Here is an 18,450-nt window from a genome sequence, read left to right as displayed (position 1 = left end):
TACTGAGTACAACAGGAGTAGATGCTTATAACCTGGGCACAGGCATGGGCTATAGTGTACTAGAGATGGTTGAAGCGTTTGAAAAAGTTTCGGGCAAGAAAGTTCCTTATAAAATTACAGAGCGTCGTCCAGGTGATGTGGCAGTATGTTTTGCTGATGCATCGAAAGCAAAGCGTGAATTAGGCTGGGAGGCAAAACGTGGATTAGAAGAAATGTGTGCAGATTCTTGGAGATGGCAATCAAATAATAAAAGTGGCTATATGGATAGTGAAGTATAAAGAGTTTTGAGCTAAATGATTATGGTTTAATCTACTAGAGTTAATGATTCTTAATTTACAAGACTAGATGTATAGAAAGTAGGGGCAAAATGAATTCAATCCTAATCTGTGGTGGAGCTGGCTACATCGGTTCTCACGCTGTGAAAAAATTAGTAGACGAAGGTTTATCTGTAGTAGTAGTAGATAACTTACAAACTGGTCATGAAGATGCAATTACGGAAGGCGCGAAGTTTTATAATGGTGACCTTCGTGATAAAGCATTTTTAAGGGATGTTTTTAAACAAGAAAATATTGAGGCAGTTATGCATTTTGCAGCTGATTCTTTAGTTGGAGTTAGTATGGAAAAGCCCCTTCAATATTATAATAACAATGTGTATGGTGCACTTTGTTTATTAGAGGTAATGGATGAGTTTAAGGTAGATAAGTTTATTTTCTCTTCTACTGCGGCAACGTACGGTGAGGTAGATGTTGATCTTATTACTGAGGAGACGACGACAAATCCAACGAATACGTATGGAGAAACGAAGTTAGCAATCGAGAAGATGCTTCATTGGTATAGCCAAGCTTCTAATTTACGTTATAAGATTTTCAGATACTTTAACGTGGCTGGTGCAACTCCAAATGGTATTATTGGGGAAGATCATCGTCCAGAGACTCATTTAATTCCTCTTGTGCTGCAAGTGGCTTTAGGTCAACGTGAGAAGATTATGATGTTTGGTGATGATTATAATACGCCAGACGGTACTTGTATCCGTGATTATATTCATGTTGAGGATTTAGTAGCGGCTCATTTCTTAGGGCTTAAAGACTTGCAGAATGGCGGAGAGAGTGATTTCTATAACTTAGGAAATGGTAATGGTTTCAGTGTAAAAGAAATCGTTGATGCAGTTCGTGAGGTTACAAATCATGAAATTCCTGCTGAGGTAGCACCGCGCCGTGCGGGCGATCCAGCACGTTTAGTTGCTTCTTCTAAGAAAGCGAAAGAGAAGCTAGGATGGGATCCTAAGTATGTAAATGTGAAAACAATTATTGAGCATGCTTGGAATTGGCATCAAAAGCAACCGAATGGATATGCTAAATAAATATAATAAGTGAAAGAGAGGGTATCGTCGACAAAATATGTTCGACAATACCCTCTCTTTTTTTATAGGATTTTTGCTATACTAAACTGTACTATAATACGTGGTGGAAGGAGGAGAATGATGAAAATACTTGTGGTTGATGATGAATCGAGTATTCGTAATTTGATTCGGATGCAGTTGGAGATGGAAGGTTATGAAGTATTGGCAGCGGCTGATGGGAGAGAAGCTTTAGAGAGATGGAATGAAGGGCCGGATGTATTGATTTTGGATGTTATGCTTCCGGATACGGATGGGTATGAGTTGCTTCGTTTGTTCCGTGAGAGGGATAGGGATATTCCGGTGCTGATGTTAACGGCAAAGAGTCAGATGAATGATAAGTTGCTTGGCTTGCAGCTTGGTGCTGATGATTATGTGACGAAGCCGTTTAATTATGCGGAGCTTATTCTTCGGGTTAAGAATATGGCGCGGCGTGTAAAGAAGACGGAGGCGGCTGTAAGTCATGAAGTAATTGAGGCTGGAGAGATCGTGATTTGTCCTAAGGAAAGAAAGGTACATGTGAGTGGACAAGAGATTCAGTTAACGTACCGAGAGTTTAATTTATGTCAGTTATTTGTTTCAAATCCACAGCGTGTGTTTATGAGGGATGAGTTACTTGAGAAAGTATGGGGATTTGAGTATATCGGAAATACGAGAGCCGTTGATATTATGGTGCAGAGACTTCGCAAGAAGCTTGGGACGAGCGGAGAATATATTAAGACAATTTATGGCGTTGGCTATAAACTGGATTGTTAAGTGGTGATGGTATGTCTTTAAAGCGAAATATGGTGTTTGGAATAGTTGGGCTGTTAATTCCGATTTTTGTTCTTTTATATGCAGTTGTTTATATTACGTTAGAAAAGAATATGTATCATAACGCAGCAGATTCTTTAGAAAAGTTAAGTGTAGAAGCACAAATTTATACGATGAATTATTTAGAGAAGGAAGCAGAAGTGGATACGCTTGGTCCGAATTCACTTTTAATTGCGTCGTATTTAGCGAAGCGTATGGATGTCCGTGTGCAGATGATCGGGAAGAATGGCGATGTTGTTGCAGATACACAAAAAGGAGCATTGCTTCACCGTAACATCGACATTGAGAGTTCCTTGAAGGGGAAGAAGTCTTATGTTTTCGAGGAGGCGGATCCCGCTCCCATTCTTTTGTTTTCAAGCCCAGTATATTATGGAAACGATGTCATTGGAAGTATTCGTTTTATAAATGAGTTAACAGGTGAGAAGGAAGTTTTAACAAATGTGAGCTGGACGTTCTTAATGACGTCTCTTTGTTTAGTAGCTACCGGTATTTTCTTTGCGATTCGTTTGGCGAAGTCTCTTCATAAACCAATTGATCAGTTGAGACAAATGGCACAGAGGCTCGCGAATGGTGATTATAAGAGTAAGATTGAGTTAAATGAGTACGTAGAAATCGCTCAGCTTTCAGCATCTTTTAACGCGATGGCCGATGGAATTGAGCTGCATATTAAGCAATTGCAGGAGGAGAAGGAGAAGCAGAAAGATTTCCTAGACCGCATTACGCATGAGCTAAAAACACCGCTAACGGCAATTATCGGTTATGTTGATTTAATTCCGAAGTTACAATCGAAAGAAGATGTACAGGAAAGTCTTCGTTATGTGGCTGTGGAAAGTGAGCGTTTATTATCACTTGTAGAGGAACTGCTTAAGTCCTCGAAATATGGGACGAGTACGTTTGAAGTGTCTCCTACAGTTGTGAACATAAAGGAATTGGCAGAAGAAGCAGTTTCAATTGTGAAACCGCGCCTAAATCAATTTGAAATTGAAGTGATAAATGAGTTAACGGATGTACATGTTGTTGCGGATTTTGATAAGACGAAGCAAATTTTCTTAAATGTGCTTGATAATGCAATTAAGTATAGTGATGCTTCGCACATTCGTATGAATGTAATTGTAAATGAGCATGAGGCGAAGGTTTTTGTTCATGATGATGGGATCGGTATAGATGAAGGGGTGCTTGCAGAGTGGAATGAGTCTCCGAAAGGAAAGGCACTTCCTTCTAGTTACGGGAATGGTTATGGTTTGTATATTTGTCAGGAGATTATGAATAAGCAGGGCGGAAGCATGCGGATTGAGAGTAGTGAAGAAATAGGTACTACAATATTCATTACATTTTTGCTTCCGAGAAGGATGGAAGACATAAAAAACTTGAAAGCGGTTAAATGATACATTTATGAAACAATTATGCGGTATTTTCGAAACAACGTTTTTTATCTTGGAGGTAGGCAGAAATGAAAAGGCTATCATTTCAAATTCTTATGTTTGTCATTTGTATGATTGTTTCTCTTGTTTTGTTTTATGTTATGGAGAAGCAAATCTATAATCGAATCAACATTGTAAATGATAAACAAGCCGTTTTACAAAGGGTGAATGAATCTCTTCCAATTGAAGTGAAAGTAAGACATGAAAAGTGGGGAGAAATCGTTGTAACGGATGAAGTTCGTTTGCATACGATTGTTTCATTCTTTGACCGAATTCGAATAGAGCCAGGGGACGTTAAGAGCCAAGAACAAGTATTTACTGGAGAAGTAACGTACTTGAATGGACATAAGCGTACTTTTGCAGTAGGTGACTTGTTCCAGTATGGGGAAAATGTATACGGAAAGAATGGCATGGATCCGATGATTTCAGCACTTCAAACGTATTTATTAAGCCTGTATTACACGCCAGAGCGTATTAGTGATTTCTTTGCTTCAGCAAAGGATGTCGTAGTACGTCAAGGCGATGTGGTACGTACTATCAATCTTACGCACATACTTGATTCTATTCGGTACGCAAAGCAAATTACAGATTACGGAGAAATTCAGAAGTTATTACAATCGCAGAATGAACCGATTGCTTATATTACAGCTTATAAAACAGGTAAGCGCGTAAAAAATGATCGTGAAGATATTCTTACGATTTCTGTGTATCCATCGTACTTTGTTGTGCAATATCTCGGTGATAATAACGGAAATGTCATGTATATGAAAGGCTCTCTAGCAGAGTTATTCGTAAAGGAGAATGCGTCATGAGAAAGGTAGCCTTTTTCTTCTTTTTGCTAGTAATTGGAGGAGCGATGTCTAGTTGCTCTCGAGATACAACCTCTATTAAATATAGTAAAAATGGTCTCCCTATTTTGGATGATCGTCATATTGTTGCGTATGTAGCGGCTCGTGAGGAAGTTGGTGAAGCGTTACTTTCATCATTTTGTAAACCACGTGGATGTACGTATGAATTTATTCGTCTTTCAACAGAAGAACTTCTTCGTAGAGTGGAAGAAGAAGCTGGAAATCCGAAGGCGGATATTATTATTGGCGGTACAGTAGATGCGCATCAAATGATGAAGCAGAAAAATCTTTCTATTCCTGTGATAAGCCAACATGCAAATCGTATTTCAAAAACTGTTAAAGATAAAGATGGTTATTGGTATGGTTATGAAGTGGAGAAGCTGGCAATTGCGATTAATAAAGAGCGGTGGAACGAGGAAATAGCGCCGCTTGGTCTCTCGTATCCGTTAAGATGGAAAGATTTATTGAATCCAGTATATAAAGGAAAGATTGTCATGCCCGATCCAAATGTTTCAGGTACAGCATATACGTTTTTCCAATCACTGATTGATACGTTAGGTGAAGAGGAAGCGAAGGGATATGTGAAGAATCTGGCAGAACAAGTTGGAGAAGTAACAGTGAATGGTTACATCCCAGCAGAACTTGTTGCGAGCGGTGAATATATGATAGGCATCAACTTTATGGGAGATCAGAGAATGCTTCAAAAACAAGGCTTTCCGATTTTAAGTAACGAACCTGAGCAAACAGGGTTATCTGTTAATGCGATTTCGAAACTAAAACGTGCACCGAGTGGTATTATTGCGGATTTATTTATTGATTATTGTTTATCAGAAGAAGCGGGGCATATTTTAGAAAAAGTGTCGTTTGGCGTACCAACGATGTTTGCGAAGAATGAGAAAGAAATAGAAGGACAGCCGGTTAGAAGGACGAACCAAAATATATCAAATAGCGGAATAATCGAGATATGGAATAGACAGCGTCTCTCTCTGAAGTGAGAAAAGGAGACGGAAATATATGTTTAAATGGCTCAAGCCAGCACCTGCAATTTAAAGATTGCCAGCGGATATGATCGATCGTGTATATCGATTACTACGTATTCGTGTGTTAATCGGGATTTCAGTTGGATATGCTGCTTATTATTTAGTTCGTAGTAACTTTACGTTATCAAGTACGTATTTAGTACAAGAATATGGTTTTAGTACAGCTGAAATTGGTCTACTAGGCTCAGTAATGGCAATTGTTTATGGATTTAGTAAGTTCTTTATGGGTAATTTATCAGATAAAGCTTTCGCCCAGCGCTTTATCGCAGTCGGTTTATTCTTATCAGGGCTTGTAAATATTTGTTTCGGCTTTGCATCATCATTTGGGATGATTGTTACATTACTTGTTGTTAACGGTATTGTACAAGGTATGGGAGCACCACCTTGTAGTATTGTTATGACGAAATGGTTCTCGAAGAAAGAACGTGGTACGAAAACAGGTCTTTGGAATATTTCACATAACGTTGGTGGAATGCTTGTGCCACCACTTGTCGGAATTGGTGTAGGTATTTTCGGTGAAAATCATTGGCAAGGCGGCGTGTTTATTTTACCTGCGATTATCGCAATGGTAATTGCAGTACTTGTTTGGATCAATGCGAAGGATACACCAGAATCTGAAGGTCTTCCTCCAATTGATGAGTATCGTAATGACTATGAAAATCTTGAAAAAGCAGATAATGCTAACAAGATGTCACCAAAAGAAATTTTAATGAAGTATGTAGTGAAAAATAAATTTGTATGGTTCTTATGTATTGCGAATGCTTTTGTTTATTTAATTCGTTTCGGTGTTATTAACTGGGTTCCACTTTATTTAACGACAGTTAAAGGATTTTCAAAAGCAGAAGCGCATGCGGCATATGCAATCTTTGAAGGTATGGCAATTCCAAGTTCATTAATCGTTGGCTTTTTAAGTGATAAATTATTTAAAGGAAAACGTATGCCATTATGTATTATTAGTATGGTTGGAGTTGTTATTGGTACGTTTATATATTGGCAAGCAACTAGCGTACCTGTTGTAAGTATTGCAGTTTCTATTATTGGTTGTTTAATTTATGTACCACAGTTCTTAATCGGTTTAAGTGCGATGGAATTAGTACCGAAAAGTAGGTACGACAGTTGGTATGTGTGGTCTATTCGGTTATGTAGGCGGAAGTCTTGTAGCTAACGCAGCAATTGGTGTTATTGTTGATAGTTCTGGCTGGGATGGTTGTTTCATCTTACTATTAACAGGAGCGGTTTTATCAACAATCTTCTTATTTATTGTTCAACGTGGACATGAGAGAAAAGATCCTAAAGTAGCGTAATATTTTGTTTGAAAAGCTATCCAATTATTATTTTGGATGGCTTTTTCTATATAATATAATCTTTCCTTAAATCTATCTTAAAAGATATAATGTCATATTTCTAATCATTGGAATTTTTGTTACAATATAAATGGATGTGTAAAACTTTGTAAAAAATAATGTAATAATATGTAAACTATTTTCAGAAAGTTTTATACAATTTTTATATTAAACTATTAAGTTATAAAAGGGAGCGAGAATATGTTACCAAATACGGTTCGTACTCCAAACAAGAAGAAGAAATGGATTATTATTGGGGTTATTGCACTAATTGTTATTGTAGCGGCAATTAATATTTTTGTTATGCAAGGTAAGAAGAAGGGGGCATCAACAAATGCTGATGCTGTAAGTTTTGAGAAAGTAACAGAACGTAAGCTGAATAATACGAAGTTAATTTCTGGTCAGGTGAAGCCTGGTAATATTGAAAGCTTCTATGCAGATCCGGCCAAAGGGAAAGTGAAAGATATTGAGGTAAAAGAAGGGCAAGAGGTAGAAAAAGGTACGAAGTTATTCTCTTATGACAATGAAGAGATTAACCTTCAAATGAAGCAAGCTGAGCTTGATCAGAAGATGGCGGATATGCGTTATGATCAAGGGAAAAAGAAGATTGATTCATTGAAGAAAGAAATTAAGAAGGCGAAAGATAGCGGAGCTGGGAAAGAAGTAACAGATCCAATGGACGAGCAAGTAAACGAGTTAGAGATAGGACAAAAAACAATTGACCTTGAGAAAGAAAAAGGAAAGTTGCAGAAAGAAGAGTTAAGTAAGAAGCAGAAAGAACTTACGATTTATAGTAATTTCGCTGGTGTTGTTCAAAAGTTAGATAAAGATGCGGCACAAAGCTCATCTCAAGCGTTAGGTGGTCAAGGAAAAGCGTTTTTACAAGTAGCTTCTAAAGACCCATTCCAAGTTCAAGGTACGTTAACTGAGCTTCAAAAGTCACAAATCCAAAAAGATCAAACATTCACTGTAACGGCAAAAGCAAATAATAAGAAGAAGTGGACAGGTAAGATTACAGAGGTAAGTGAGTTCCCAACGAGCGCAGAGATGGCGCAAGCTGGCGGCATGGGTGAAGCAACTCAAAATATGTCTCAATATACATATAAAGCAAGTCTTGATAGCCAAGATGGTTTATCTCCAGGTTACCACGTTTCTCTGCAAGTAAACTTAGAGAATAAGAAGATGCTTGCTGTCCCAAGTAAGAGCATTGTAGAAAAAGGCGATGATGCATTTGTTTATGTTGAGGATAAAGGGAAGCTTCGTAAACAAAATGTGAAAAAAGGTTCTACTGATGGGGACTGGACAGAGGTTGTAGAAGGCGTAACAGTGGGGCAAAAGGTGGTTAAAAATCCTTCCGACGATGTGTATGACGGAATGGAAGTGAAAGAGAAATGATTACGTTAAATCATATTGCTAAAACGTATTATCAAGGAAAATTGGCGGTGCCGATTTTGCATGGTATTAGTTTAACGATTCAGAGTGGTGAGTTCGTTTCGATTATGGGACCGTCTGGTTCTGGTAAGTCGACTCTTATGAATATTATTGGTTGCTTAGATCGTCCAACAGAAGGTGAATATATGCTGAATGACGTGAATATCTTAACAGCAGACGAGTCAAAGCTTGCTTTAATTCGTAATGAATATATTGGCTTTGTATTTCAGCATTTTAATTTACTACCTCGTCTTTCCGCAGTGGAAAATGTTGAGCTTCCACTCGTATATGGTGGCGTGAAGAAAGCGGAGCGTCGCAAGCGTGCTTTGGAGGCGTTAGGTAAAGTTGGATTGGCAGATCGCGTGCATCATTTACCAAATGAGTTATCAGGTGGACAGAAGCAGCGTGTAGCGATTGCAAGAGCGATTGCGAATAACCCAACGTTCATTATGGCCGATGAACCGACTGGTGCACTTGATACGAAGTCTGGTGAGCAAGTTATGAATATTTTCACGAAGCTTAATGCAGAAGGTACGACGATTGTTATGGTTACGCATGAAGAGGAAGTAGCAGCGTATTCTTCCCGCCGCATTGTACTGCGAGACGGGAAAGTTACAGAAGATAGAAGGTGTGCGGTATGAGTTTACTAGATAGTATAAAAATTGCCCTGTCTTCTATTTTAGCTCATAAACTGCGTTCTGCTCTTACGATGCTCGGTATTATTATCGGGGTAGGTTCGATTATTACTGTCGTTGCAATTGGGCAAGGCGGGGAAGCAATGCTGAAGTCGAAAATCGCTGGTTCTGGTAATAATCTTATGCCAATTCAATTTAAACCGGATATTAATGATGAGTTCAGTATGGGGGGGCATCAAGTACCGAAATTAACAGAAGAAGATATTATGGAAGTAAAGCAAGTTAAAGATGTTTCTCATGTTATTACGACGAATAATACGATGGAAACAATGGATATTAATGATAAAAAATCAATGATTAATGTTATTGGACTTGATAGTGAATATTTTGAAGTAAATAAAGTGAAAGTGGTTAAAGGTCGTTCATTAAATGAATCTGATATTTCACAAGGAAATAACGTTGTTATGATTAGTACGAAATCAGAAGAGACGTTATTTAAAGATGAAAATCCAGTAGGGAAAATTATTGAAATGAAAGGACAACCGATGCAAATTATTGGTGTCTATAAATCAGATAATGAATTTATGGGGTTCGAGGCTGAGGAAATGTTAATTCCTCTTACTTTATGGCCTGTTTTATACGGAACGGATGAAATTCAAAGTATCGCCATTCAATCTAAAAACGTAGATAATTTAGAAACGGCAGGGAAAAAAGCTGTTGATGTATTAAATAGTCGTAAACCAAGCGATATTCCAGGTAAATATGAATTGGTGAATTTAAAAGAATTCCAAGAAGGTGTTTCTAAAGTTACTAACATTATGACGATGATCATTGGTGGTATCGCGGGTATTTCATTAGTCGTTGGTGGTATTGGTGTTATGAATATTATGCTTGTATCTGTAACGGAGCGTACACGCGAAATTGGGATACGTAAAGCACTTGGAGCAACACGTAGTAAAATTTTATTACAGTTTTTAATTGAAGCTGTTATGTTAACACTTCTAGGTGGTTTAATCGGAATTGGTCTTGGGTATGGCGGAGCATATATCGTTTCTACATTCGCAAAATGGCCGCCACTCGTTTCATGGGAAGTTGTCGTTGGAGGCGTACTGTTCTCGATGACACTCGGTATTATTTTTGGATTAATTCCAGCAAATAAAGCTGCGAAATTAGATCCAATTGAAGCATTGCGTTATGAGTAATTAATAGTGTAGTAGAACTACACATTACCGTTCTAGTGGGCGGTTCGTAGCCTCTATATGAGGAAGTGAACCGCCCGTTAGAACGGGTTATATAAATAGAAGGAGGCGTTATAATGGAAGCAAATATTAATACGCAAGATGTAGGTGCGAAGAAGCCATCATTATTAGGAATGATTACTTCTCCAGGTGAGCAGTTTGAGAGAATGAAGACGAAAAGTCCGGTTTGGGGGACATTTGTCTTATTTGTTATATTAGGAACGATTATAGCAACAGCAGTGTCTTACTTAACATTAATTAGTACTCCAGAATTGGCAAAAGAATTAAATGGTGAAGCAGGGGCAATGGTAAAAGGATTTACCCTTGGTGGAGGCGCGCTTGTTGGTCTATTAGGAACACCTATAGGTCTCTTTATTGCGGCAGGTTTTTATAAAATTATTATGATGTTTATGAGCAATGATACACCATACATGAAAATATTATCGATTTACTTATATGCTAATCTTGTTTATTATATCGGCGGATTGTTAAATGCAGGATTAGGCTTTATTTTTGATGGAAATGGCACTGATGTTTATACAAGTTTAGCTCCTTTATTTGAACAAGGGACAGTAGCACATGGAATTGCCTCTTCAATTGAAATTTTTAATATTTGGAGCCTTATTCTAACAGGACTAGGCTTACACATTGTAGCTGGTTTAAGTAAGAAACAAGCTACGATTTTAATTGTAATCTTCTTTATCCTAACAATTGCATTCGGCGTTGTAAGAGGTTTAGTAAGCGGCTTTGGTGCATAACATATTATTTTAAAAAGGTGACTCTTTAAAGGAGTCACCTTTTTTATTTTTACCCCTATTTCAAATACCACCAACAAAATTTCAAATACTAGCTGGTGTAATTTCAAATTCCGTCGGTAGTATTTGAAATTACTCACGGTGAAATCTTTTCTTTATTTTTATATTGTGAAGGTACCGCGGAATACTAGAAAGGTATACCTTTTAGAAACGGGTACTGTGTGAAGCCAGCGACTTTTAAAGAAGCAGTTGTTTTGTACGAAGGGATGATTGTAAATCAGATAAAGAAATTAGGTATTCGTAAAGATTATGAAGAGTATTATTAATGTGGTTTAATCGGTCTTTGGCATGCGTATGAAAGATTTGATGAAAAGAAGGGATGTTTCCCTGCATATGCAGTTGTAACGGTGCGAGGTTATATATTAGAGAGATTGAAGAAAGAGTTCGCAGTGCAGGAGAGATGTGTATGTGTAGGAGAGTATGAGGATATCTTTCATTTTGAGGATGTTGAAATAAGAGTGAAGGATTTTATGAGTGTGTTAGATAAGAAGGAGAAGTATATTATTTTTGAACGTTTTTTTGTAGGGAAGACGATGGGAGAAATCGCTTTAGAGACGGAAATGACATATTATCAAGTAAGATGGATGTATCGGCAAGCACTCGAGAAAATGCGAGATAGTGTAAAAGGATAAAAATAGAAAATAGAATGGAAGGTAAGGAAATACTACCTTCCATTCTATTTGTTATTAAGGTGATGAATCTTGCATGTTCATTTGGGATAATACATATCCAGCTTTCCATAATTGCTGGCTTAACTTATGGGAACTAATTTGTATCGTTACGGTAGCTCCGTTTGAAAAATGAATTTTAGCTCGTTTAGCTTTTTTGAAAAACTCTATTGTATGAACATGTTTGAAGAAAAGCCAAATACAATTTGGAGAAGCAGGAGATTCTGTTGAGGAAGCACAAATATATTCTCTATGATTGATCGGAATTGGAACGTTTTGTTTAAATTTAAATTTTGTTTTTACAGCATTACGTCTCCCTTGATAAGTAGAATGAATATTTGTTAGACAAGATTTCTGTATAAGTTGGAGAGCAGTTTGACAGGAGTAAAGATGGTTTCCGCTACTGTCGATAATTTTTGTGCGGTAATAAGGGTGTTTACATGGTTCAAGCATCATTGTAGAACTAGAAATAAAAATGTTGTTTTCATTATCCATAATTCTATATCCCCCCTTATAATTTTCATTCCGAATATAATTATATATAAATTAAGTAAATTTACTGTTAATATTCTATTTCATATTGTAAATTTTGGCTATTCGTTTACAATCAATAGGTGATAGTCTTTCTAATTTGCATCGCTTGTACATATATATGAAAATAGAAAAGAGTAGGCGGTGATATAGTATGAAGAAAAAGTATATTATTATGGCTTTAGTTGTCGTTCTCCTAGTATATTTAGCAAACAGTAATCCGAGTAAGGGCGAATATACAGAATGGGCAGCGAAGCAGTTTATGAAGCGTAATGATGTGAGTAAGAAGCTAGATGAAGTTCAAAAAGAGAATGAAGAGGGTCTCCTTGGCGACTTGGCATCGGCCGGTAAAAAGTTAGCCAAAAAGTATGTTGAGCCACAAGTTGGGTTATTAATTGATCATTATACGAAGCGAAATGATTATATATTCTTCTCAACATATACGACTGAGTTTGATATAGGTGAAGAACATTATAAGTACGTATGCGTCGGTTTTTCAAAGATTTTTATCCCGATTGAAATGCCGAAGAAAAAAGACGAATCTGCAAAATGATGCAGATTCGTCTTTTTCATTTTATAGAGTAATGGGAACTTCAGATACATTTTTTTCTACAAGGCGAGCTCCCTTTTTTCTTGTATTTTCATCAATGGATGAAAATACAGATGAGGCAAGGATTGTATCCATTACTTGATTTACGACTTGTGCATCGATTGGTGTGATGGGCGTATCGATAGAAAAAACGACTGTTTTTCCATCTTCCTTCGCGAAAATCAACTCTAGTACTTGCATGTGTTATTCCCTCCTTTGTATTTATCCCGCTATTTACGGGATTTGGGTCTGCCGGTTAAATTGCGGGCTAATAATCAGCGGGGATGAATAAAATCCCCACTGATCCGAGTTTTACTTTATAGTTTAGAAAGATCTGATGTGCTTACAAGTTGCACAGAGTGAAGTGGTGATGCTTGTAAGGAAGCTAGAGCATGAGCTACGTTGTGTACTTGATCTAAGCTCGCATTTGTTTTAACACGTTTAAATTGTTTGCTTTTGAAAACTGTTTTGCCGTTCTTATCTAATCCGTTGTTTAAGACAAGACGTAAAGTTAAATCCATTACGATTGTTTCAATTGCCATGTGTATCACCTCCTTTCACTTTATAAATAGGGTACAAATGTCATGTTTTGGCGTGAAATTTTTTCTTTTTTTTGGTACCCTTAAAAGATTAAGAGAGGAGAATTCTGGATAATGAATCGTAAATGGTTATTTTGGATTCCTGTATTACTATGGATGGGGCTGATTTTCTATTCTTCGGCACAACCATATAAAAAGCAGGATATGCGTTCAGATATTGAACAATATGTAAATGTTGAATTTGTGAAAGAGCATTTTTCATGGGTATCTATTGATTATGGTGGAGGAACCCCTGTTAGTATTGCGAATAAAGGGGTAGGCGGATTTATTGAGTTTTTCCTTCGTAAAGGTGCTCATTTTATGGTGTTCTTTATGCTAGGTTCATTGATTTATTACGCTTTTCATCGATCAGGTTATTCGAGGAAAAGATGTTTTATATATGCCCTTCTTTTCGTTGCGGGTTATGCAACATTTGATGAAATTCACCAATGGTTTACGGGAGACCGTACACCAATGTGGCAAGATTCATTGCTTGATACGTGCGGCGGGTTAACGGGGATTATAATAAGTAATTGGTTTTGGAATAGAAAAAAGCGCTAATCTCATTTTGAGATTAGCGCTTTTTTTGCGGGTAGTAAAACTCTACGTGATTGGCCTAATTAAAGTTTCACTTTATACACCAAGTAATTCTTTTAGTTCGTCTGTTGATAGTTCAGTCATCCAACTATCGCTTGTGATGACAGCATTGTTTAGAGATTGTTTTCTTTCTAGCATTTCATCAATTTTTTCTTCTAATGTTCCTGTTGTAATGAGTTTGTGAACATGAACAAATCGTTTTTGACCAATGCGATATGCGCGGTCTGTTGCTTGATTTTCCACAGCTGGATTCCACCAACGATCGTAGTGAATGACATGGTTGGCAGCGGTTAAGTTTAATCCTGTTCCGCCAGCTTTTAAGGATAAGATGAAAATGTCATACGTTCCGTTTTGGAACTCCTCAATCATCTTGTCGCGATCTTTTTTCGGTACACTACCGTTTAAGAAGAGGACACGCTGGCCGAATTTTTCTTCTAGCACACGTTTTAGCATGTTCCCCATGCCGATATATTGAGTGAAGATGAGGCAACTTTCATTTTGATCTTTTATATTTTCTATGAGCTCCATTAACGTTTTTGTTTTCATAGAGCGTTCAACGACATTTTGTGGCTCTTCTTCTTTTAAATAAAGAGCTGGATGATTACAAATTTGTTTTAGCTTGTTCAGCATAAGTAATATAAAGCCGCGTCTTTCAATTCCACTTAATCCTTCGACATTTTGCAGTGTATCTTGAACAAGTTGTTCATATAAGGAAGCTTGTTCACCAGTAAGAGGACAGTAAGCTTTTTGTTCTTGTTTATCTGGTAAATTTAATGCGACTGTTTGATCTTTCTTCGTTCGGCGCAGTAAAAATGGTGAGATAAACCGTTGAACTTGCTGGATTTTTCCTTCGTCACGATCTTTTTCAATTGGTGTGACGAAGCGGCGTTGGAATTGCCCTAAGCTTCCGAGATATCCATGATTAATAAAGTCGAAAATGGACCAAAGTTCAGCGAGGCGATTTTCCATCGGTGTACCAGTTAAAGCGATTTTGTGATTTGCTTGCAAGTTTCGTACTGCTTTCGACTGTTTCGTATGTGGGTTCTTAATATTTTGTGCTTCATCCAAAATAACAGCATCCCAGCATAATGAAGTTAGTTCTTCCTCATCGAGTTGAGCCAATGCATAAGATGTTAATACAACATCTGCTGATTGAAGGAAATCTTCAAAAGAATTGCCCTTATCTCTATTACTTCCGTAATGTAATTGAACACGTAAATTCGGTGCGAAACGCTCAAATTCTTTTTGCCAATTTCCAAGAACAGATGTCGGCGCTACGATTAATGCAGGGCCTGTTTTGAGATTGTTTTCTTTTATATATAGTAAGTAAGAGATTGTTTGAATACTTTTCCCGAGTCCCATATCGTCAGCTAGCAATGCTCCAAATCCAAGTTTTCGTAAATATAATAACCATTCAATGCCGTGTTGTTGATACGGGCGAAGTGTTGCGTTTAGTGAAGTAGGGACATCTACTTTTGGAATATCTCCAATATGAAGCAGCTTTTGGAATAGTTCCTCATAATATCCATCTAGTTCGATTTCAATATCAGTAAACGGACTATCATCTTCTACAATTTCTGTTTCAGTCGTATTTGATAAATGTTGCTGCAGGACATCTTTCATCTCTAGTCCGTATTTATCGGCACGGTTCATGAGTTTCCTTACTTCTTCGATAAAGGCTGGATCTAGTCGCATCCATTGACCGTTTATATTGAATAGACGTTTATTTTGTTCAACGAGTTCGAAAAATTCGCTTTCTGATAAATCAATGCCGTTTGTCGAAATGCGCCAATCAAAATTAACGAGCGTATTCATACCGAAGAACGATTGTGTTTGTGCTGTATTTTGCTTCAGCTGGACACGTAATTTCGGTTTTGTTGCTTTTAAATTTTGCCACCATGATGGTAGTAAAATTGTAATACCGGCTGCAAGTAATTCATTGCTTGCTTCTGTTAAGAAGTTCCAAGCTTCTGTTTCAAAGAGCTCATTTCGGAACGTATCTCCTTCTTTTAACCACGGTATGAGTTTACTAAAACCTTCTTGTGTTTCTGTAATCCGTTCTTCGTAATCGTGCCATCTTTTCGGTAAGGAATCGATGTTTTCATATACATATATGCGATGCGCCCCGCGCTTTGGTGTCACAATTGTCTCAAGCTTCCACATTTCAAATTCTTCTTGTGGTTCTTGTAGTCTTAGTCCGATTGTAAACGGAAGATCATCTTCGATATAACCAATTTTCCGAAGCCAATCTTCTTCATGTAGTGCTGTTTCCAGTTGTCTTTTCGTAAAGTCGTAATGTTCATATAGTCTTTTAGCATCTTCCCAGCCGTCATTTGAGCGGTTGTCTTGTAATATGCTTTCATTTACTGCTGCTGAGAAAAGCGATACTAATGTGTCATCTTCAATTGGTGTATTTTGAACTTTCCAAGATGGTTGTTTAGGCCAATGATTCATATCTGGTACGAAACTACCACTCGTAAAGGCATCCCATAGTTCATTTGCATCTTTCGTAAGTGCTGTAATCGTGCCGTTTATTTGAATATGTGCAAAGGAATTCATCGGTTTGTTTGCAATGTATTCAAAGGCTTGTGCATTTGTTAGCAGCACACCTTGTTTTCCTTCGAAGGTTGCTTCTTTTAGAAACGTACCGTAGAAAGAAGTGGAGTGCCATGTGAATGCATTTCGTTTCCAACTTGTTACGGATAATGGAGTACCGCTGTCATCTTCTCCCCAAAGGAACCAACCTTGACTAACATGCTGGAGCCTAATTGTTACTTCAGTTTGATTGATCATCGATTAATTTTCCTTTCCGTAATTCCTCTTGTAGTGCACGCAGACGTGAATGGAGATTGGCGATGTGAATAATGAAAGCATCCCATTCATCGGTGCGTTTTAATCGTTTATATAATGTACGTAATTTCTTTAAGTAACGAACTGCACGTTTATATGATTTACGATTTCGTTCTTCAATCGCCTCTACAGCAGCAAGATGGTAAAGAGGAAGTGCCACTTCTGGCGCTTCTTTTTCAATATCTTTCAGTGGCTCTTTCAACAGTTCAATTGCCTCAAATCCATATAAGAGATGAAGCTCTGCCCATGTGCGATACTGTTTTTTCGCGAGTACGTACTGTTCGTAGTTTGTGAAGCTATACGGTAATAGTTCTTGTAAAATCATTTCAAAACCAGCTTGTTCATTTGTATGTGTTGCGTATGTTTCATACATGATTACAAATAGCCGAACGATATCTTTTATAAAAATCGTATTTTCGTGATCTTGGATCGTTTTCTTTACTTGTTTATACGTAAAGGAAAGCCAGTTTTTTGCACGATCCCATTGCATGGCACTTAATAGTTCTTCTAACCAATAGAAGTATAGACTCACAACAGAAGCAGGTTGTTTCTTTAGTAAGTCCATCGCTAGTAAATCTTCATCATTTAAAAAGAGAAGATGAGAAGACGCTAATGCTTTGGATAGTGGATTGATTTTCGTATCGATTCGTTTTTCTTCCTCTTGTATGTTCTCTTTATTGTTTAAAAGTTCACTCCATATGTGACGATAAATGAAAAATCGCTCTTGCGTATAAGCGTCGGTAGAGAAGAATACTTCATGAACGAGACGAGCTGTTTCTTGCAAAATTATTTCAGACTCTGAAGGAATCGCTTCTGATTGTAAGTCCCGAACGATGGATTCCACTTTATCGACAAATAGGCGAATGACATTAACAGGTTGGTGATAAGAATACGTTTTGTTTGCTTCGAATGCCTGAATTTCTTCTAATAATTTTTGAAAGCAGTAAATTGCTGCATGTAACCTGAATAATTCATGTATGGCGATGACGCGCGGAGCTTTCCGCTCAAGCTTCGTATAGAAATCTGTAAAGATACTCATAAGAAAATACATTTGTTTATAAGTAAGGCGAGCTTGTTCTTTTTTAAATGAATCATATTCTTTTTCAAAATATGATTCCCAACTTTTATAATCCGTTTCTTCAAAAGCTGATGATTGCAATACTTGTCTTGCAGTTCTAATAGGAGGAAGGGAAGGTTTCGTATTATTTTTAAATAAAGTTAATACATCTCCTACTTGCCCGAAACTAGACGCTGCAGATAGTAATACAGCGAGCATATGCTCACATTGTGTTGGTGCGAAGCAATCACAATAACTTTCAGCGACATTACGAATCGGAATATGAACGCTATATACGTTGCCTTCCGCATCTACAGTTCCTGACAGTGTATAACCATCAAAGTCAACGTTGTAGACAACACCACTACGATATAGGTGCCGAGCTGTAGCGACATGTTCCTGATCAGCTGTTTGCTGTGGATCTAGTCCTTGAACGAACTCATTCGCAATCATCATAATTTCATCTTTCGTAATTGAGTGTTGCAGCATAATATTCCTCCGTACACATATTTCTTTCCTTTACCATTATAAACAAAAAATGCTCAAAACAGAAAAAATGAAATTTGGATTACATAACTTGAAAATCATGGTAATATATAA

General features: G+C 37.3%; 17 protein-coding genes and 2 pseudogenes. 14 read left to right on the top strand and 5 right to left on the bottom strand.

Annotated features, from left to right (window positions below; translation table 11 throughout):
• From GBN78_RS10060 to GBN78_RS10005, 12 genes and pseudogenes are all read left to right on the top strand, one after another.
• Positions 1-278, top strand: a 278-nt coding sequence (locus GBN78_RS10060; RefSeq protein WP_193224729.1) for a GDP-mannose 4,6-dehydratase, incomplete at its 5' end; no start/stop codon positions are given.
• A gap of 89 nt (positions 279-367) precedes the next feature.
• Entirely contained in the window at positions 368-1,360 is a 993-nt protein-coding gene (galE, locus tag GBN78_RS10055; RefSeq protein ID WP_050964592.1) for a UDP-glucose 4-epimerase GalE, read from the top strand.
• 120 nt (positions 1,361-1,480) lie between these two features.
• The gene (locus GBN78_RS10050) at positions 1,481-2,152 is read left to right on the top strand and encodes a response regulator transcription factor (protein ID WP_000699553.1); all 672 of its coding nucleotides are present in this window, start codon (positions 1,481-1,483) and stop codon (positions 2,150-2,152) included.
• 11 nt (positions 2,153-2,163) lie between these two features.
• Entirely contained in the window at positions 2,164-3,594 is a 1,431-nt protein-coding gene (locus GBN78_RS10045) for a HAMP domain-containing sensor histidine kinase (protein ID WP_070184484.1), read from the top strand.
• Between the two features lie 65 nt (positions 3,595-3,659).
• Positions 3,660-4,442 (top strand): DUF3919 family protein, encoded by a 783-nt coding sequence (locus tag GBN78_RS10040; RefSeq protein ID WP_000826624.1) that lies wholly within the window; start codon positions 3,660-3,662, stop codon positions 4,440-4,442.
• Positions 4,439-5,473, top strand: coding sequence for an ABC transporter substrate-binding protein (locus GBN78_RS10035; RefSeq protein ID WP_070184483.1), 1,035 nt, complete (start codon positions 4,439-4,441; stop codon positions 5,471-5,473). Before GBN78_RS10040 ends, GBN78_RS10035 begins: the two co-directional genes overlap by 4 nt.
• A gap of 70 nt (positions 5,474-5,543) precedes the next feature.
• A pseudogene (gene pgtP / locus GBN78_RS10030) lies at positions 5,544-6,822 on the top strand (phosphoglycerate transporter protein PgtP).
• Positions 6,823-7,062: 240 nt separating this feature from the next.
• A complete protein-coding gene (locus GBN78_RS10025; RefSeq protein WP_070184482.1) occupies positions 7,063-8,256 on the top strand; it encodes an efflux RND transporter periplasmic adaptor subunit in 1,194 nt (397 codons plus the stop codon).
• Complete coding sequence (locus GBN78_RS10020; protein ID WP_000631604.1) at positions 8,253-8,933, top strand: ABC transporter ATP-binding protein; 681 nt, start codon at positions 8,253-8,255, stop codon at positions 8,931-8,933. Before GBN78_RS10025 ends, GBN78_RS10020 begins: the two co-directional genes overlap by 4 nt.
• Complete coding sequence (locus tag GBN78_RS10015; protein ID WP_000054380.1) at positions 8,930-10,129, top strand: ABC transporter permease; 1,200 nt, start codon at positions 8,930-8,932, stop codon at positions 10,127-10,129. Before GBN78_RS10020 ends, GBN78_RS10015 begins: the two co-directional genes overlap by 4 nt.
• Positions 10,130-10,242: 113 nt before the next feature.
• The gene (gene yknW, locus GBN78_RS10010) at positions 10,243-10,923 is read left to right on the top strand and encodes a YknW family membrane protein (protein ID WP_070184481.1); all 681 of its coding nucleotides are present in this window, start codon (positions 10,243-10,245) and stop codon (positions 10,921-10,923) included.
• A gap of 218 nt (positions 10,924-11,141) precedes the next feature.
• Positions 11,142-11,612: pseudogene (locus GBN78_RS10005) on the top strand (sigma-70 family RNA polymerase sigma factor).
• Positions 11,613-11,666: 54 nt separating this feature from the next.
• Here the strand turns inward: GBN78_RS10005 and GBN78_RS10000 are convergent.
• Positions 11,667-12,143, bottom strand: a complete 477-nt coding sequence (locus GBN78_RS10000) for a competence protein ComK (protein ID WP_070184480.1) — start codon at positions 12,141-12,143, stop codon at positions 11,667-11,669.
• A gap of 190 nt (positions 12,144-12,333) precedes the next feature.
• Between GBN78_RS10000 and GBN78_RS09995 the strand changes: the two genes are divergently transcribed.
• Complete coding sequence (locus tag GBN78_RS09995) at positions 12,334-12,732, top strand: DUF4359 domain-containing protein (protein ID WP_000731405.1); 399 nt, start codon at positions 12,334-12,336, stop codon at positions 12,730-12,732.
• Positions 12,733-12,753: 21 nt separating this feature from the next.
• On the opposite strand, the gene GBN78_RS09990 is transcribed toward GBN78_RS09995, so the two are convergent.
• On the bottom strand, positions 12,754-12,969 hold the full coding sequence (locus tag GBN78_RS09990) for a DUF2922 domain-containing protein (protein ID WP_001197593.1): 216 nt from the start codon (positions 12,967-12,969) through the stop codon (positions 12,754-12,756).
• Positions 12,970-13,085: 116 nt separating this feature from the next.
• Positions 13,086-13,310 carry a DUF1659 domain-containing protein gene (locus tag GBN78_RS09985; protein ID WP_000963862.1) on the bottom strand — a complete coding sequence of 75 codons (225 nt, stop codon included), beginning with the start codon at positions 13,308-13,310 and terminating at the stop codon, positions 13,086-13,088.
• A 111-nt stretch (positions 13,311-13,421) separates the two neighbouring features.
• Between GBN78_RS09985 and GBN78_RS09980 the strand changes: the two genes are divergently transcribed.
• Positions 13,422-13,907 carry a VanZ family protein gene (locus GBN78_RS09980; RefSeq protein WP_001080708.1) on the top strand — a complete coding sequence of 162 codons (486 nt, stop codon included), beginning with the start codon at positions 13,422-13,424 and terminating at the stop codon, positions 13,905-13,907.
• A gap of 72 nt (positions 13,908-13,979) precedes the next feature.
• On the opposite strand, the gene GBN78_RS09975 is transcribed toward GBN78_RS09980, so the two are convergent.
• Both GBN78_RS09975 and GBN78_RS09970 read right to left on the bottom strand, forming a co-directional pair.
• Positions 13,980-16,736 carry a DEAD/DEAH box helicase gene (locus GBN78_RS09975; RefSeq protein ID WP_070184479.1) on the bottom strand — a complete coding sequence of 919 codons (2,757 nt, stop codon included), beginning with the start codon at positions 16,734-16,736 and terminating at the stop codon, positions 13,980-13,982.
• Positions 16,720-18,339, bottom strand: coding sequence for an SWIM zinc finger family protein (locus tag GBN78_RS09970; RefSeq protein ID WP_000939131.1), 1,620 nt, complete (start codon positions 18,337-18,339; stop codon positions 16,720-16,722). The genes GBN78_RS09975 and GBN78_RS09970 overlap by 17 nt, the downstream gene beginning before the upstream one ends.
• Positions 18,340-18,450 lie beyond the last annotated feature (111 nt).

Origin of the sequence: Bacillus sp. B2-WWTP-C-10-Post-4 (genome assembly GCF_009183805.1) — a bacterium.
Taxonomy (GTDB): domain Bacteria; phylum Bacillota; class Bacilli; order Bacillales; family Bacillaceae_G; genus Bacillus_A; species Bacillus_A cereus.
This window is presented reverse-complemented; position numbering and strand designations above follow the sequence as displayed.

What these genes read in the sequence shown, in the direction of transcription:
- galE (WP_050964592.1), top strand. Translation starts at nt 368, where the DNA reads ATGAATTCAATCCTAATCTGTGGTGGAGCTGGCTACATCGGTTCTCAC.
- GBN78_RS10050 (WP_000699553.1), top strand. Translation starts at nt 1,481, where the DNA reads ATGAAAATACTTGTGGTTGATGATGAATCGAGTATTCGTAATTTGATT.
- GBN78_RS10045 (WP_070184484.1), top strand. Translation starts at nt 2,164, where the DNA reads ATGTCTTTAAAGCGAAATATGGTGTTTGGAATAGTTGGGCTGTTAATT.
- GBN78_RS10040 (WP_000826624.1), top strand. Translation starts at nt 3,660, where the DNA reads ATGAAAAGGCTATCATTTCAAATTCTTATGTTTGTCATTTGTATGATT.
- GBN78_RS10035 (WP_070184483.1), top strand. Translation starts at nt 4,439, where the DNA reads ATGAGAAAGGTAGCCTTTTTCTTCTTTTTGCTAGTAATTGGAGGAGCG.
- GBN78_RS10025 (WP_070184482.1), top strand. Translation starts at nt 7,063, where the DNA reads ATGTTACCAAATACGGTTCGTACTCCAAACAAGAAGAAGAAATGGATT.
- GBN78_RS10020 (WP_000631604.1), top strand. Translation starts at nt 8,253, where the DNA reads ATGATTACGTTAAATCATATTGCTAAAACGTATTATCAAGGAAAATTG.
- GBN78_RS10015 (WP_000054380.1), top strand. Translation starts at nt 8,930, where the DNA reads ATGAGTTTACTAGATAGTATAAAAATTGCCCTGTCTTCTATTTTAGCT.
- yknW (WP_070184481.1), top strand. Translation starts at nt 10,243, where the DNA reads ATGGAAGCAAATATTAATACGCAAGATGTAGGTGCGAAGAAGCCATCA.
- GBN78_RS10000 (WP_070184480.1), bottom strand. Translation starts at nt 12,143, where the DNA reads ATGGATAATGAAAACAACATTTTTATTTCTAGTTCTACAATGATGCTT.
- GBN78_RS09995 (WP_000731405.1), top strand. Translation starts at nt 12,334, where the DNA reads ATGAAGAAAAAGTATATTATTATGGCTTTAGTTGTCGTTCTCCTAGTA.
- GBN78_RS09990 (WP_001197593.1), bottom strand. Translation starts at nt 12,969, where the DNA reads ATGCAAGTACTAGAGTTGATTTTCGCGAAGGAAGATGGAAAAACAGTC.
- GBN78_RS09985 (WP_000963862.1), bottom strand. Translation starts at nt 13,310, where the DNA reads ATGGCAATTGAAACAATCGTAATGGATTTAACTTTACGTCTTGTCTTA.
- GBN78_RS09980 (WP_001080708.1), top strand. Translation starts at nt 13,422, where the DNA reads ATGAATCGTAAATGGTTATTTTGGATTCCTGTATTACTATGGATGGGG.
- GBN78_RS09975 (WP_070184479.1), bottom strand. Translation starts at nt 16,736, where the DNA reads ATGATCAATCAAACTGAAGTAACAATTAGGCTCCAGCATGTTAGTCAA.
- GBN78_RS09970 (WP_000939131.1), bottom strand. Translation starts at nt 18,339, where the DNA reads ATGCTGCAACACTCAATTACGAAAGATGAAATTATGATGATTGCGAAT.